This window comes from Caulobacter sp. BE264 (genome assembly GCF_031457805.1).
GTDB lineage: Bacteria > Pseudomonadota > Alphaproteobacteria > Caulobacterales > Caulobacteraceae > Caulobacter.
Window position 1 is genome coordinate 89351 of sequence record NZ_JAVDXI010000001.1, and the last position, 15402, is coordinate 104752.

Consider the following 15402-nt stretch of genomic DNA (forward strand, 5'->3'; position numbering starts at 1 on the left):
CCGATCAGGACGCCTGAGTCAGATGGCGAGCTCGATCTGGACGCGGGTCCGGTCGCCGGCCGTGACGCCGGCGCGCCGGCGAACCTGAGCTTTTAGAGGCAGAAGAAATCTTCCCGATCGCGTGTCGGGAAACACCGAGGTGTCCCAGGCCAGGCCCGCGATCTCGGCGCGCACTCGCAGGGAGCCAAAGCCGACTCGCGCGCCGCTCAAGGCGCGAAGGCCATCTGCGATCTCGGCGGGGAGGGTGACGAAGAACCAGCCGCCGGCGCCGCTGGAGCGCCAGATCTCGGCTTCGAAGTCGTAACGCATCTCATCCTTCCGCTGATCAGCGGAAGATGGAGGGCGGCGCGCCAGGAGCTGTCAGCATCCGGCGCGCCGCCGTCCGTTTAGTCGATCTTGACGAACGGCGTGCCGCCGCTGGTGACCTTGGGCATCTCGCCGTTCCACTTCTCGATGGCCAGTTGCTGCAGGACCTGCGGGTTGGCGCGCAGGGCCTCGCCCTTGATGCGGATGGCCTCGGCTTCACCGCGCGCCTTGGCGACGGCGGCGTTGGCCAGGGCGGTTTCCTTGGCTTCCAGCGCCTTGGCCGCCAGCGCTTCCTGCTCCAGCTGGGTCTTGGCCTGCATCTGCTGGATGATCGCCTGCGGGTAGCGGATCGAGCCGATCCAGTCGAGCTGGCTGATATTGACGCCGTGACGGGCCCATTTGCTAGCGACGCGGGCGTAGGCCTTCTGGATCACCATCTGACGGCCGCCGCTGTAGAGCGTCTCGACCCCGACCTTTTCGGCCTCGGCCGCGACGGCCGAGCGAACGTCATTGCGGATCGGGCCGTCCAGCAGTTGGTCGAACGACAGGCGGTAGGTCTGGTAGAGATTCGGCGCCGAGGCCGGATTAACCTGCAGCGTCACCGAGATATCCGCCGTCATCGGCAGGCCGGTGTTGTCCGAGAAGGTGATCTCCTCGTTCTCGTTGCCGCGCTCATCGGCTTCGCGGGTGTAGCCGTAGGTGCGCTGGATCACCGGGTACTGGATGATCCGCTCTCCGACGCCGCGCAGGTACCAGCGGGCGGGCAGGGGTTCGGGATCGACGCCGGCTGACGAACCCAGGGTACGGATCTTCACGCCGACATTGCCCGGCTCGACCGTCGAGCTCTGGGTGACAACGACGCAGGAGCTGAGCAGCAGCAGCATGACGCCGACACTGATGGCGACGGCCTGTTTACCCTTGCTCTGGAAGGGCGACTTGAAAGGCGGCTTGTTGCCGGAAGGGATGGCGAACGGGCTCTCGGGCATGCGGGGGTCCTCGCGCTGAAATTGCTGAGGATGGTAGACCGGGAAGCGCGGCCGCGCGCAAGCGGCGTCTCCCCCACAGGCTCGAAATCGGCTAGCTTGTCACGAAATGCCAATTTCATCCGGAAACCGGTCACGATGAAGCTGACGCGCGCCGATCGGAAGATTCTTCAGATCCTGCAGGAGGACGGCAAGATCTCGAACGTTGACCTGGCCGAACGGGTGGGTCTTTCACCCAGTCCGTGCCTGCGGCGGGTGAAGCAGCTTGAAGCCTCGGGCCTGATCCGTGGCTATGTGGCGCTGCTGGATCGCCGCAAGGCCAAGCTGGACGTGCTCGCCTATGTCGAGGTGCAAGTCGATCGCCACAGCGAGGAGGCGGCCGAGGCCTTCCAGCAGGCGGTCCTGCGCGAGCCGGAGGTCGTCGGCTGCTACGCCATGACGGGCGGCTACGATTATCTGCTGCGGGTGGTGGTGCCCAGCCTCGACGCCTATGCCGACTTCACCATGAAGCGCCTGTTGAAGATGCCTGCGGTCAAGGACGTGCGGTCCTCGTTCGTGCTGGACACCATCAAGGACCAAACCGCTCTGCCGCTGGATTATGTGGCCTGATCACTAAACGCCGGAATTGATCTGGATTATTGGCATATCGTGACCGTTGAGGCTTATCATCTGGTCATAATCGCCACGTTCTGCCCGAGCTTTCGCGATAAGCTGCCGCTCCTATCTCGTTGGAGCGCGGCCGCATGCTGGTTCTCGATCGCAAGCCCCTGACGCCCGCCTGGGCCTCGCCGATGCGCCAGGCGCTGGAGGGCGTGCAAGGCTACAAGGCCGGCATGACCCTGGCCGAGGCCGCCCGCCGCACCGGCCTGACCGCCTTCTCCAAGCTGGCCAGCAACGAGAATCTCCTGGGACCCAGCCCCAAGGTCGCCGAGGCGGTGATGGCCGCGATGGCCGAGCCGCACATCTATCCCGATCCGCACAGCGACGTGCTGCGCGCGGCGATCGGTGAACGCCTGGGCGTTTCGCCGGCGCGTCTGGTCATCTCGCCGGGATCGGAGGCGCTGATCGACTACGTGTTCCGGGCCGTGCTGCACCCGGGCGACTCGATCCTGCTGTCCAGCCCGACCTTCCCGACCTACGAGATCTTCGGCCGCTGCGCCGAGGCGCGGATCATCGACGTGCCCCGTCTTGCCAATTTCGACATGGACGTCCCGGCCGTCTGCGCCGCCGCCGCCCAGGGCCCCAAGCTGCTGGTCCTGTGCACGCCCAACAACCCGACGGGCAACGCCCTGAAGGCGGTGGACTTCCAGGCGATCCTGGCCGCCACCCCGCGCTCGACCGTCGTCTTCGTCGACGAAGCCTATCGCGAGTATCACGAGGCCTTCGACACCTTCGCCATGCTGGACGCCTGGGGCGGCCCGTGGGTCGCGGCGCGCACCTTCTCGAAGGCCTACGGCCTGGCCGGCCTACGCATGGGCTATGGCGTGGCGTCATCGGCGGAGCTGGTCGAGTATCTCGACCGCATTCGCCCGCCCTTCAACGTTACAGCCGTCAGCCAGGCCGCCGCCCTGGCCGCCTGGGAGGACCAGGACTACCTCAAGCGCACCGTCGCTCAGACCATCGCCGAGCGCGGCCGGGTCGAGGCGGTGCTGGACGACATGGGCGTCGAGCACACCGAAAGCCACGCCAATTTCGTGTTCCTGCGGACGCCGGCGGGTCCGGACGCCACCGCCGCGCATTTGTTGCACCAGGGGCTCATCATCCGGCCGACGCCCGTCGCCGGCGGCTGGGTCCGGATCACCATCGGCCGTCCGGCCGACAACGACGCCCTGATCGCCGCCCTGCCGGCGGCGCTTTCGCTCTAAGCACACGGAAACGCCCGCATGACCCTCGTCACCGACCAGAACCCCCTGGGCCTCGACGGCTTCGAGTTCGTCGAGTTCACCAGCCCCGATCCGGCGGCCATGAAGGCCCTTATCGAGCAGCTGGGCTTCGTCGCCGCCAGCAAGCATCCGACCAAGGCCGCGACCCGCTACAAGCAGGGCCGCGTGAACCTGATCGTCAATGAAGAGACGACCGGTCAGGTCGCCGACTTCCGCGCCGATCATGGTCCGTCGGCCAACGGCATGGCCTTCCGTGTCGAGAACGCCGAGCAAGCCTATGCCGACGCGATCAAGCGCGGCGCCAAGGCCGCCGACGCCTCGCGCTCGCTGCTGGGCGCGGACGCCAAGGTGCTGGAAGGGATCGGCGGGTCCTTGCTCTATCTCGTCGACCGCTATGGCGACGCGGGCACGATCTATGACGCCTGGGAGCAGGTTCCCGGCGCGGCCCTGGCCGAAGCCAAGAACAATGTCGGCCTCGACCTGCTCGACCACCTGACCCACAACGTCAAGCGTGGCCAGATGCGCACTTGGTCGACCTTCTACAATCAGATCTTCGGCTTCGAGGAGCAGAAGTACTTCGACATCAAGGGCCAGGCGACGGGCCTGTTCAGCCAGGCGATGATCGCGCCGGACAAGGCCATTCGCATCCCGCTGAACGAAAGCCAGGACGACAAGAGCCAGATCGAGGAGTTCATCCGCCAGTACAATGGCGAGGGCATCCAGCACCTGGCGATGACGACGGACAACATCTACGAGACCGTCGAGAAGCTGCGCGCCCGCGGCGTGAAGCTGCAGGACACGATCGAGACCTACTACGAGCTGGTCGACAAGCGCGTCCCCGGCCACGGCGAGGACCTTGAGCGACTGAAGAAGAACCGCATCCTGATCGACGGCAATGTCGGCGAGGAAGGCCTTCTGCTGCAGATCTTCACCGAGAACCTGTTCGGCCCGATCTTCTTCGAGATCATCCAGCGCAAGGGCAACGAAGGCTTCGGCAACGGCAACTTCCAGGCCCTGTTCGAGAGCATCGAGCTGGACCAGATCCGCCGTGGGGTGATTACGGTCGACGCGTAAGGCTCTGGCCATGGACGGCGCTTCAGCGCCGTCCCACTATTCCGATCTCCCCGGCGAACGCCGGGGCCCAGGTGAAGCCCACGAACCGCCCCGGATGAATCTGGGTCCCGGCATTCGCCGGGAAAGTCGGGGTGGGGGAGGACGCACGTGACCAGCACTGAAGCGCTCAACTACCAAACCGGCTTCGGCTCCTATTTCGAAACCGAGGCGCATCCCGGCGCTCTGCCGATCGGGCGCAACTCGCCGCAGAAGGTTCCGTTCGGCCTCTATGCCGAGCAGCTGTCGGGCTCGGCCTTCACCGCGCCGCGTCATGAGAACCGCCGCACGTGGCTCTATCGCCTGCGGCCCAGCGCCGGCCACGGGGCCTATCAGCCCTATGCGCAAGCCAACCTTGTTTCGGCCTTTCCGGGTCCCGCCACGCCCAATCGCCTGCGCTGGAGCCCGCTGGAGATCCCGGCCGCGCCGACCGACTTCGTCGACGGCCTGGTGAGTCTCGCTGGCAACGCCGACGCGGCGACGCTGGGGGGCATCGCCGCGCACGTCTATCTGGCCAATGTCTCGATGCAGAACCGGGTGTTCTACAACGCCGACGGCGAGATGCTGATCGTGCCGCAGATGGGCGTGCTGACCCTGGTCACCGAGATGGGCGTGCTGAAGGCCGGCCCCGGCCACATCGCGGTGATCCCGCGCGGCGTGCGCTTCCGGGTCGAGGTCGAAGGGCCCTCGCGCGGCTATGTCTGCGAGAACTATGGCGCGGCTTTCCGCCTGCCGGAGCTGGGGCCGATCGGCGCCAACGGCCTGGCCAACCCGCGCGATTTCGAAGCGCCGGTGGCGGCCTTCGAGGACGTCGATACGCCGACTGAAGTGGTCCAGAAGTTCCAAGGCGTATTGTGGTCCGCGACCTGGGCTCACAGCCCGCTGGACGTGGTGGCCTGGCACGGCAACCTGACGCCGTACCGCTATGACCTGTCGCGGTTCAACACGATCAATACGGTCAGCTACGACCACCCTGATCCGTCGATCTTCACGGTCCTGACCTCGCCCAGCGACACGCCCGGGACGGCCAACTGCGATTTCGTGATCTTCCCGCCGCGCTGGATGGTCGCTGAGGACACGTTCCGCCCGCCGTGGTTCCACCGCAACGTGATGAGCGAGTTCATGGGCCTGATCCACGGCGCCTATGACGCCAAGGAGGGCGGCTTCGTCCCCGGCGGCGCGTCCTTGCACAACTGCATGAGCGACCACGGCCCCGATGTCGCCAGCCACAGGAAGGCGACCGAAGCGGTCCTGGCCCCGCACAAGATCGACGGGACCATGGCCTTCATGTTCGAGAGCCGCTGGGTGTTCCGCCCGACCGCCCTGGCTTTGGAGTCCGCGGCGCTGCAGCCCGACTACGACGCCTGCTGGACCGGCTTTCCCAAGGCCCGTCTGTCCTGACCCAAATCCTACTTGCGATCTCCCGTAAGGACGCGCGCCTGCCCCGATCCGGCTTGCGCGCGGTCCGGCGATGTGGGGGGATGGCTGAAAATTCAAAGTCCCGGAGGAAAACCGAATGAAGCTCGCGTCTCTCAAGGGTGGTCGCGACGGCCGTCTGGTGGTGGTCTCCAACGACCTGGCCTGGTTCACCGACGCCGGGACGATCGCGCCGACCCTGCAGGCCGCGCTCGACAACTGGGAGCGCTGCGGGCCGATGCTGGCGGGCCTCGCCGAGAGCCTCGAGCACGGCGCGGTGCCCAAGGAGCGCTTCCACGAGCATGAGGCGCTGAGCCCGCTGCCGCGCGCCTATCAGTGGGTGGACGGCTCGGCCTATGTGAACCACGTCCAGCTGGTGCGCAAAGCGCGCGGCGCCGAGATGCCTGAGAGCTTCTGGACCGATCCTTTGATGTACCAGGGCGCGTCGGACGGCTTCCTGGCCCCGCGTGATCCGATCCCGCTGGCTGACGCCAGCTGGGGCTGTGACCTTGAGGGCGAGGTGGCGGTGATCGTCGATGACGTGCCGCTGGGCGCGACCCGCGAGGAGGCGCTGGCGGCCATTCGCCTCGTTATGCTCTGCAACGACGTCTCGCTGCGCAACCTGATCCCGGGCGAGCTGGCCAAGGGCTTCGGCTTCCTGCAATCCAAGCCCGCCAGCGCCTTTTCGCCGGTCGCGGTGTCGCCTGACGCCCTGGGCGACGCCTGGAAGGACGGCAAGCTGCACGGGGCGCTGCTGGTCGAGCTGGATGGCAAGGACTTCGGCCGCGCCGACGCCGGTGTCGACATGACCTTCGACTTCGGCACGCTGGTGGCCCACGCGGCCAAGACCCGCTCCTTGTGCGCCGGCACCATCGTCGGCTCGGGCACGGTCAGCAACCGCGACGCCGACGGCGGTCCCGGCAAGCCGATCAGCGAAGGCGGCCTTGGCTATTCGTGCCTGGCCGAGGTGCGCACCGTCGAGACCCTCCTGCACGGCGCGCCCAAGACGCCGTTCCTGCTGGGCGGCGACACGATCCGCATCGAGATGAAGGACGCCAAGGGCCACTCGATCTTCGGCGCCATCGAGCAGACGGTCGAACGGATTTGACGGACGAGACGGCGCCCGCCGCAGCTGGGCGGATCTGGGAGACTCGGGCCGGGATCAATCTTGGCCCCCTCGACCTGATCCCCGACGGCGGCGCGCGCAACTATGTGCTGCAGATCGGCGAGGCGCGGTTCCACGGCTTCGTCGTGCGCCGGGGCGAGGCGGTGTTCGGCTATGTCGACCGCTGCCCGCACGCCGGCCTGCCGCTGGCCCAGGAACTGGACCGCTATCTGACGCCGGACGGCGACTTGATCATGTGCTCGTGGCACGGGGCGGTGTTCACCGTGGAGGACGGCGCTTGTGTGGGCGGACCTTGCGCCGGCGCGCGACTCAAGCTCTGGCCGGTGGAGGTGAGGGACGGGCGGGTCGTGACGGGGTAGCGGGGGTGCTTCCCTGCGTCCTTCGAGGCTCGCCTTCGGCTCACACCTCAGGATGAGGAAATCCTTTGCTGAACGCCTCATCCTGAGGTGCGCGCTCTTGAGCGCGCCTCGAAGGACGTAGTGCGGTGAAGCTCGATCTCCCCGGCGAACGCCGGGGCCCAGGTTCATCCCGGTAGGCTGGGGATAATGCGACATCGCTCCGGACTGAGCGGATAGACGCCCATTCCAAAAGCCCTCGATGTCCGCTCTCGAAGGCGGCCGCTGGCTAACGCCATCCCCCGGACAAAAGAACGGCCGCCTTCCAGGAGAAGAAGGCGGCCGAGTCATTGGGAGGAAACGCCCGAAAGGGCTGAGTTCCATATAGCTGTTTGAATTCGGCTTGACAACGTTGTCACGAAAATAATTTCGCGGAACGGTGAAATCCGACGCGCGGCGGGCGCGGCTACTTCTTCTTGGCCGCCTGAACTTCGATCTCGACCAGCATGCCGTCGGCGACGAGGCCGGTGATCTGGCTGGTGATGCGGGCCGGCTTGTTCGGCTGGGCGGCGGTGCCGAAATAGGTGCGGTAGCCCTCCATCATGCCCATGAAGTCCATCTTGCCCTCCTTGGCCGGATCGCCGACCAGCAGGACGCGCATCATGACGACGTCGGCCATGGTGGCGCCCTGGCTCTTCAGAGCCGCTTCGATGCGGCCCAGCACGCCGAGCGTCTGGGTCTTCGTATCGCCAAAGCGGGCGACGCCGGTCGCCTTGTCGTCAATGACTGGCGGGGTCATACCCGAGACATAGATGGTGTCGTAGCCGGCTGGCACGGTGACGACGCTGGCGATGGCCGACTTGGGGTCGCCGCCACGGACGATGTCCTGGGCGTGGGCGGCGCCGGCGAGGGCGCAGGCGGCGATGGTGAGAGCAATCAGGCGTTTCATGGCGTCTTCCCTATGGTGAAGGCTGAAAGTCAGTGCGCTTGCAGGCCGCGCGGCTTGGGGGCGGCCTTGGCGGCGACGCGGGCGGCGGCGACATCGGCGGGCTTGATCACCGAGCCCTTGTTGCCCCAGGTCGTGCGGGCGTAGGTCAGGATCGCCGCGAGGTCGGCGTCATTGATGTCGTCCTTGAAGGCGGGCATGCCGGCGCGACCGTTGAGCACCGTGGTGATCAGCACCTTGGGCGGCCCCTGCACCAGGGGCGCGCCAGCCAAGGGCGGGAAGGCGCCCTTGACGCCCTTGCCCGAGACCTGATGACAGGCCGAGCAGTTGTCCATGTACAGGGACTTGCCGTCGGCGGACGCGATGGCTGGTGCGGCCAGACTTGTGGCGAGCGCCAGGGCGGCGAGGCGGTAAGCGAACGTCATGCGTATCCTCGAACGGTGAACTCTAGGCCTGCTGGACGCGGGCGTGGATCTTGGCGATCTGCTGCCAGGCCGACTCGATTGCGCCGGCTTGCCAGCCACCAAGGTAGCTGAGGTGCTCGCCGGCCAGGTAGAGGCGACCGTCGGGCTCGCAGAGAATGGGATAGGCCTCCTTGCGGCCGGTCTCGCCCCACTCGGCCCAGCCGCCCAGATTGTGTTCGGCGAGGTGCCAGCTGAAGGAGAAGGCGTTCTCGAAATTCTCGGCGTATTCGGGGAACACCTTCTGGCCGCCGGCCACGGCGAAGGCGGCGCGGTCGGCCGGACTTTTGGCGCTGATCCGCGCGGCTTCCCCGCCAAAGGCGTAGTAGCCCAGCAGAACGCCCTTTTGCCCTTGCCAGCCGTAGGAGGGCAGGGAGATCGAACCAATGCCCGCGAGGTCGGTGTAGATGTGACCGCCGTAGATCTGGTGCTTGTCTTCCCAGAAGCGGCTCTTCATCTGCAGGCCGATCTTGTTTACCGGCGCGTAAGCCACGCCCTCCATCGCCGCCTTGAACGGCGCCGAGGCGTCGAGATCGATCTGCTTGAGCACGCTGAGTGGGATGGTGCAGACGCAGTAGTCGGCGGTGACCTCGCCCAGCTTGCCGTCCGGTCCCTTGAACGCGACCGTCACGCCGGTGGGCGACTGCTTGATCTTCTGGACAACGGTCGAGTAGCGGATCATCGGCGCGACGCGCTTTTCGAACGCCTTTGCGATCTGGTCCATGCCGCCGATCGGCTGCAGCATGGTGCGCTGCTGCTCGTAGCCGGTGACCGAACTGAGCACCCGCCAGGCGTTGCTATCGAGCACGTCCTTGAAGGCGAAGGGCTCCAGCTCCTTGCCGGGACCGGGGTCCACGCCGGCGCCCGGATGTACCGAGAAGCCGCGCCCTTCGGTGCCCTTGTAGGTCAGGTCGCTCTTGGACAGGCGGCCTTCATTGACGAGGTAGGCGACGAAGCGCTCGCGATCGACGCCGCTCAAGGGCGCGTCCAAGGCCCCGGCGCTGGCGGCCTTGGCGACCAGCTCGGCGGTGTAGCCCCGGACGTCGGCGGCGATCTCGCCCTTGCGGACCGGCTTGCCGTTCAGCGGTCCCTTGCCCTTCTCGAAGTAGACGTAAGACGCGTCGTTGTCGTTGACGAAGCTCTCCAGCAGGACCCCGAAGCTCTTAGTGTAGTGCAGGGTCGAGCGGTGGTGGTACGGAATCCGCCAGGCGCCGTGGTTGATGTAGTGCCCGTCGTCGAACTCGCAGACCTGGGTGTTGCCCAGGAGGTCAGTGTGCTTGAAGCCCTTGCGCGCCGTCTGGCAGCGGCCGCCCGCGTAGTCGCGCGCCTCGAGGATCTGCACCTGATAGCCGGCCTTCGACATCTCGTAGGCGGCGGTCATGCCCGCCAAGCCTGCGCCCAGGATGATAACCTTGGTGTTCTTGGCGCCGCCGGTGAGCGCCGGTGGCAGCTCGGCGGCCGAGGCTTGCGAAAAGCCAAGGGCCTCCATGCCCGACAGCACCAGCGACATGCCGCCGACCGCGGCCAGGCTTTCAAAGAACCGCCGGCGCGTGAGTACGCTCGCCGCCGGTGACGCGTCAGATCCGCTCATTCAATCCCTGCCCTTGCTTTTGGCGGGCGTCGCCAAGGCGCGCCGCGCGGTTCCGGCCATCCCCAGCGTCGAAACCGTCACCATCTCGAAAGGCCCGGCTCCGCCGCGCAATCCGTTTTCCCTGATGGCCGGGACTGACATGTCAGACGCCTCGCCATTGGGCGCCTGAGGCGGATATTGTGCGATCACTGAGCGAGGCCGAACGATCGCGCCGACGCGGTCGAATCCTTGTTTTCCGCTTCGAAGAGCGCGAGGTGATGAAGGGCGATGACCGATGCTTGCTCCCAACTTCGCCTGCGCCTGGCGCGTCCCGACGATATGCCGGTCCTGTCGGCGCTAATGGATCGCGCGATCGGCGAGTTGCTCCAGGATTTCCTGCCCCCGGAAGGCGTGAGGGCGTCGTACGAGATCATGGGCCTGGACACCCAACTGATCGCCGATGGCACCTATTTCGTGGTCGAGGATGGGGACGCGATCGCCGGCTGCGGCGGCTGGAGCCGACGCGCCACCCTGTTCGGCGGCGATCACTCGGCGGGACGCGACGCGGCTTTGCTGGATCCGAAGATGGACGCGGCGCGGGTCCGGGCGATGTACACCCACCCCGACCACACCCGCAAAGGGGTGGGCCGGATCATTCTGGACGCCTGTGAGGCCGCCGCCCGCGCCGAAGGTTTCAGTCGCGTCGAGATGGCCGCGACCATGGGCGGCGTGCCGCTTTACCGGGCGTGCGGCTACCACGACATAGAGCCCTTCGAGGCTGTGACCTCGACGGGCTACCGCGTGCCGCTGATCCGGATGGGCAAGGGGCTTTAGCCTCCCGCAGAGATCCTGAAATGCAGAAGGGCCGGGGAATTCCCCGGCCCTTCGCATACTTGGTGTTCGGGTACGCCCTAGAACGTCGCCGAGACCTTGGCGTACCAGAAGCCGCCCTGCCAATCGACGATCGTGTCCGAGCGGTAGATGCGGCCGTTGGTGGCCGACTCGCCGGTCTTGTCCGGATCGGGATAGTTGGCGAATAGGTTCCGGGCGCCGATCGCGACCGAGTAGTTTTCGGTGGCCTGGTAGGACAGCTCCATGTCGAAGAACGTCTCCGGGTCCCACTTCTGGACGATCGGATTGCCGACGCTGAACATGTTCTTGTACGGGCCCCAGATGTTCAGGCGGCCAGTAGCCTTGAACTTGTCGATCTGGTGCGTCGCCGAGATCACCGACCGCCAGCGCGGCGCGGCGTTCTCGAAGTCATGCACGCCTTCGGCGTCGAAGAAGTTGGTCGAGAAGACCTTGTCGATCTTGAACTTGTTGTAGTTTCCGCTGACCGAGAGGTTGGTCGTCTGGCCGTTCTCCCAGGCCTTGCGATAGGTGGCCACGACGTCGACGCCGGTGGTCGTCGAGTCGAAGGCGTTCTGGAAGAACTGCACTTGGCCGATGGTGTCGGCGCCCGGGATGCTGGCCGAGATCAGGGCCGTGCGGATCGCCGGTGTCACGGTGATTGGCGTTGTCGCGTAGAACTGGTCCTTGATCTTGATGCTGTAGGCGTCGACCGTCAGCGACAGGCCCTCGAACGGCGTGGCGGTGAAGCCCACGGCGAAGTTGGTCGACTTCTCAGGCTTCAGCTCCTTCGCGCCTAGGTACTTGGCCACCGGGTTGGTCGCCGGGAAGAGACCCGAGGCGATGATCGCGCCGTTCTCCACGCGGGTCGACACGTTGGTGGTGAAGGCCTGGCCCGGGGTCGGGGCCCGGAAGCCGGTGCCCACCGAGCCGCGAAGGCCGAAGTTCGGGGTCACTTGGTACTGGGTCGCGGCCTTGCCGTTCCAGGTGCTGCCGAAGTCCGAGAAGTGCTCGCCGCGCACCGCGAAGTCGAGGAACCACTCCTCGGTCACGTTGCCGGAGGTCTCCAGATAGCCGGCGTAGGAGTCGCGGGTCAGCTTGCCGGAGTAGAGCGGCGTATTGCCCGGGAAGCCGTTCGAGCCGACCGCCAGCGCGTTGTAGACCGGGTCGATGCCGGCGAAGCCGTCGGCGTTGGTCGACAGGTAGTTGGCGCAGTTCAGGCCGGCGGTGGCCGGCAGGGCCAGGCCGGCGGCTGTCGGCGTGCGGGTGGTGGCGTTGCAGAATTTGAAGGGGTCGGGCACAGCCCAAGTACCGGCCGTATAAGACGGCACGTCGCCCGGCTCGATCTCGTAGCCTTCCTTGCGGTATTCGGCGCCGAAGTTGATCGTCACGGGCGTCTTGAAGCCGAGCCCCTCCCAGTCATAGGCGAAGTCGGCGTTCACGGCGGACTCGCTGGAGATCAGGGCGCCGTCATAGAACTTCTTCGGCGAGGCCGGACCCATCGACGGGTTGACGGTGTCCCAGAGCGAGTAGGCGATCTTGTCGTTGCCGTAGCGCGCCGACAGATCGTAGCTCAAGCCATAGCCCGTCAGGCCCTTGACGCCGCCCGCCAGGCTGTAGTCGGTCACGTCGCCGCCGAACATCGGCGTGAAGCCGGCCGGGAAGATCGAGCTGAACTGGAAGGTCGAGCCGTCCTGAAGGCGGATCGGCGTCGCATTCACGGCGTTGCTGACCGGCGGGCGGTAGTTGAAGTACTCGACCGCGCTGCTCTTGGAGTAGTTGCCGAAGGCGTAGACCGACAGCTTGTCGCTGAACTCGTAGCCGGCGTTGACCACGGCGCGGGTCGCCTCCGCGTCAGGCTGGCCCCACTTCTGGACGTAGTCGTTGATCAGCGCCTTGTAGGCCGGGTTCGAGGCGGCGTAGCTGGTGACGCAGAAGCCCGCCGACTGGTTCGGGATGCCGACGTTGCAGTACTGGCGGCCGCGGTTGACCTGGTTCTGGCTGGTGTACTCGACGGTGGTGTTGATGAAGCCGTTCTCGCCGATCGGCAGGCCGAGGTTGCCGGTGACCAGCACGTCTTCACCGTCGCCGAGATAGAACTGGCCATACTGAGCAGTCAGCGAGCCGCCGCTGGGGCTGTCCTTCAGCTGGAAGTCGATGACGCCGGCAATGGCGTCCGAGCCGTACTGCGCGCCGGCGCCGTCGCGCGTGACGACCACGTTCTTCAGGGCCGAGGCGGGGATCGTGGCCGCGTCGGGCGCCTGAGCGCCGGTGCCGCCGATCGTGACCAGCGCCGAACGATGGCGACGCTTGGAGTTGACCATGAACAGGGTCTTGTCGGTAGGCAGGCCGCGCAGGCTGGCGGGGCGAATGAAGGTGGCGCCGTCCGAAATCGGCTCACGAGCCAGGGTGTAGGACGGGACCAGCGTCTTCAGAATGTCGTTGGTGTCGGTGAAGGTCGAGGCCTTGATGTCGGCTTCGCCGAAGGAGTCGACCGGGACGGCGGAGTCCAGAACCGTGCGGGGCTTGCCGCGAGCGGTGACGACGACCGTTTCAAGTTCCGCCGCTTGGCTCGGCGTATCGGCCGCAGGCGTTGAAGCGGAAACCGTCTCTGCGCTGAACGCAGATTGGCAGTAACCAAAAGTAATAGATAGCGTGGAAATACCCGCCATTAGGACGGGTTTAAAACGCCGAGTCATAAGTAGCCCCCTCATTCTATTTATTGACGCATGACGATTCCCTTCTCCATGACGTTTCTCTCCCGACGATTATATTTTTTGACGCGGGTACTAAAAATATATCGACGCACTGTCGATCTATTCATGAGGTTTCAAGCTGGGGCGTTCGGCAATGGCGGCGCGTCACAAAAACGCCGAAGCCGCGCAAGGGCCCCTTGGGCGCCCCTTTGCGCGGCGTCTGTTCACGGATTTTAGGCAGATCGTCGCCGTGCTCACGGCGCGGAGGTGGCGATCCGGCGCCAATACGACGTCTGGTTCAGGCGCAAAGCCGTAGCGGTTCGGCCATTTCGTCGGTCTCTTCAGTCTCGAATAGATCGAAGGCGTCTTCCCAAAGGGTGAGACGCGACTCGCGCAGTTCGGCGTCGTCGGTGACGCGGACGATCTGATCTTCGCGATCGTTCCAGACGAGCCCGATGTCGGTGACGCGTTCAACGTCGCGGCCCAGCAGCAGAAACATGTCGGCCTTGGCCGCGCGTTCGTGGCTGATGCGGCGCAGGGTGCGGCCGCCGCCCAGCTCGCGGTGGATGTCGGCGAAGTCCAGCACCGCCGAGATCATGGCGGCGTTGACGGGAGCGACGGTCCAAGTCGGGCAGGCGAAGCGAGTCATCGGATGTCCTCGGGTTCTCCAGGGGCGATGATCGAAGAATGTCCGCGCATTGCGACAAAAACGGTCGTATGACGAGCGCCATGAGACACGAGAAAGCGACTCGCCTCCTGGACCTCGCCCGTATGTTGGCGGGGTCGGCCGAGGGGCTGACCCTGGACGAGATGGCCTCGGCCCTGGGGGTGGGCCGCCGCACCGCCGAGCGGATGCGTGACGCCGTCTGGGCGGCGTTCCCGCAGATGGAGGCCGTGGACGACCCGCCGACCAAGCGTTTCCGCATACCCTCGGGCTTGGACGGCGTCTTCCAGACCCCGACCGCCGAGGAGCTGGCGGCGCTGCGGGTGGCGGCCGACTCGCTGCGGGCTTCCGGGGCTGACGCCCGCGCCGCGTCGCTCTACGCCCTGGAGGCCAAGCTCTTGTCGGCGCTGCGCGGATCGGCCCGGCGCCGTGTGGCGCCAGACGTCGAGGCCCTGGTGCAAGCCGAAACCATCGCCGTTCACGCAGGACCCCGCCCGTTCGAGGATCAGGCCCTGCTGACGGCGATCCGCACGGCGATCAAGGGACTTCAGGCGCTGTCATTCCGCTATGAAGGGGGCTCCACGCCCGGGCGGACACGCGAGGTGACGCCGCTGGGCGTGCTGTTCGGACGTTCGAACTATCTGGTCGCGCTGGAAGGGAAGGGCGGCAAGCCGCGCTCGTGGCGTCTGGACCGGATGAGCAACCTCACGGTGCTCGACAAGCCCGCGCCGCCGCCGGAGGACTTCTCGCTGCAGGCCTTCGCCGACGAGAGCTTTGGCATCTATCACGACGAGATCCAGGATGTGGTGCTGCGCATCCACAAGAGCCGGGCCGAGGACGCCCTGCGCTGGCGTTTCCACGCCACGCAACAGGTCACGCCTGAGGCGGACGGCTCGGTGCTCGTCACCTTCCGGGCCGGCGGCATGCGCGAGCTGTCCTGGCACCTCTTTACCTGGGGGGACGCCGTCGAGATCATCGCGCCCCAGGTCCTCAAGGACATGATGGTCCAGGAACTGCGTGAGGCTGGCCGCGCGCATGGGGCGTGGTAGGAGCGGCG

At 66.2% G+C, this 15402-nt stretch carries 15 protein-coding genes; 8 read left to right on the top strand and 7 right to left on the bottom strand.

Going from position 1 to position 15402, the window contains the following annotated elements; translation table 11 throughout:
- Positions 1-18 precede the first annotated feature (18 nt).
- Positions 19-309 carry a DUF1905 domain-containing protein gene (locus J2X45_RS00420; RefSeq protein WP_310209743.1) on the bottom strand — a complete coding sequence of 97 codons (291 nt, stop codon included), beginning with the start codon at positions 307-309 and terminating at the stop codon, positions 19-21.
- A gap of 77 nt (positions 310-386) precedes the next feature.
- Positions 387-1292, bottom strand: coding sequence for an SPFH domain-containing protein (locus tag J2X45_RS00425; RefSeq protein WP_310209746.1), 906 nt, complete (start codon positions 1290-1292; stop codon positions 387-389).
- A 135-nt stretch (positions 1293-1427) separates the two neighbouring features.
- On the opposite strand from J2X45_RS00425, the gene J2X45_RS00430 reads away from it, so the two are divergent.
- The 6 genes from J2X45_RS00430 to J2X45_RS00455 all read left to right on the top strand — a co-directional run bounded on the left by J2X45_RS00430 (position 1428) and on the right by J2X45_RS00455 (position 7183).
- The gene (locus J2X45_RS00430) at positions 1428-1898 is read left to right on the top strand and encodes an Lrp/AsnC family transcriptional regulator (RefSeq protein ID WP_012640520.1); all 471 of its coding nucleotides are present in this window, start codon (positions 1428-1430) and stop codon (positions 1896-1898) included.
- 119 nt (positions 1899-2017) lie between these two features.
- Positions 2018-3154: a histidinol-phosphate transaminase gene (gene hisC, locus J2X45_RS00435; RefSeq protein ID WP_310209751.1), complete on the top strand. Its 1137-nt coding sequence runs from the start codon at positions 2018-2020 to the stop codon at positions 3152-3154.
- A gap of 18 nt (positions 3155-3172) precedes the next feature.
- Positions 3173-4246, top strand: a complete 1074-nt coding sequence (hppD, locus tag J2X45_RS00440) for a 4-hydroxyphenylpyruvate dioxygenase (RefSeq protein ID WP_310209754.1) — start codon at positions 3173-3175, stop codon at positions 4244-4246.
- 147 nt (positions 4247-4393) lie between these two features.
- On the top strand, positions 4394-5683 hold the full coding sequence (hmgA, locus tag J2X45_RS00445) for a homogentisate 1,2-dioxygenase (RefSeq protein WP_310209757.1): 1290 nt from the start codon (positions 4394-4396) through the stop codon (positions 5681-5683).
- A gap of 115 nt (positions 5684-5798) precedes the next feature.
- Positions 5799-6806 carry a fumarylacetoacetate hydrolase family protein gene (locus J2X45_RS00450; RefSeq protein ID WP_310209760.1) on the top strand — a complete coding sequence of 336 codons (1008 nt, stop codon included), beginning with the start codon at positions 5799-5801 and terminating at the stop codon, positions 6804-6806.
- Positions 6803-7183 carry a Rieske (2Fe-2S) protein gene (locus tag J2X45_RS00455; protein WP_310209763.1) on the top strand — a complete coding sequence of 127 codons (381 nt, stop codon included), beginning with the start codon at positions 6803-6805 and terminating at the stop codon, positions 7181-7183. The genes J2X45_RS00450 and J2X45_RS00455 overlap by 4 nt, the downstream gene beginning before the upstream one ends.
- Positions 7184-7625: 442 nt before the next feature.
- On the opposite strand, the gene J2X45_RS00460 is transcribed toward J2X45_RS00455, so the two are convergent.
- The 3 genes from J2X45_RS00460 to J2X45_RS00470 are packed head-to-tail and all read right to left on the bottom strand — an operon-like array spanning position 7626 to position 10157.
- Positions 7626-8108 carry a RidA family protein gene (locus J2X45_RS00460; RefSeq protein WP_310209766.1) on the bottom strand — a complete coding sequence of 161 codons (483 nt, stop codon included), beginning with the start codon at positions 8106-8108 and terminating at the stop codon, positions 7626-7628.
- 29 nt (positions 8109-8137) lie between these two features.
- Positions 8138-8530, bottom strand: a complete 393-nt coding sequence (locus J2X45_RS00465; RefSeq protein WP_310209769.1) for a cytochrome c — start codon at positions 8528-8530, stop codon at positions 8138-8140.
- Positions 8531-8552: 22 nt separating this feature from the next.
- Positions 8553-10157, bottom strand: a complete 1605-nt coding sequence (locus J2X45_RS00470; RefSeq protein ID WP_310209772.1) for a flavin monoamine oxidase family protein — start codon at positions 10155-10157, stop codon at positions 8553-8555.
- A 267-nt stretch (positions 10158-10424) separates the two neighbouring features.
- Between J2X45_RS00470 and J2X45_RS00475 the strand changes: the two genes are divergently transcribed.
- A complete protein-coding gene (locus J2X45_RS00475; RefSeq protein WP_310209774.1) occupies positions 10425-10970 on the top strand; it encodes a GNAT family N-acetyltransferase in 546 nt (181 codons plus the stop codon).
- 77 nt (positions 10971-11047) lie between these two features.
- Here the strand turns inward: J2X45_RS00475 and J2X45_RS00480 are convergent, their stop codons facing one another.
- Together J2X45_RS00480 and J2X45_RS00485 are read right to left on the bottom strand one after the other, a co-directional pair.
- Positions 11048-13699, bottom strand: a complete 2652-nt coding sequence (locus J2X45_RS00480; RefSeq protein ID WP_310209777.1) for a TonB-dependent receptor domain-containing protein — start codon at positions 13697-13699, stop codon at positions 11048-11050.
- Between the two features lie 280 nt (positions 13700-13979).
- Positions 13980-14330 (bottom strand): hypothetical protein, encoded by a 351-nt coding sequence (locus J2X45_RS00485; RefSeq protein WP_310209780.1) that lies wholly within the window; start codon positions 14328-14330, stop codon positions 13980-13982.
- Positions 14331-14410: 80 nt separating this feature from the next.
- Here J2X45_RS00485 and J2X45_RS00490 point away from each other — a divergent pair, with 80 nt between their 5' ends.
- A complete protein-coding gene (locus tag J2X45_RS00490; RefSeq protein WP_310209783.1) occupies positions 14411-15394 on the top strand; it encodes a YafY family protein in 984 nt (327 codons plus the stop codon).
- The last annotated feature ends 8 nt before the right edge of the window (positions 15395-15402 follow it).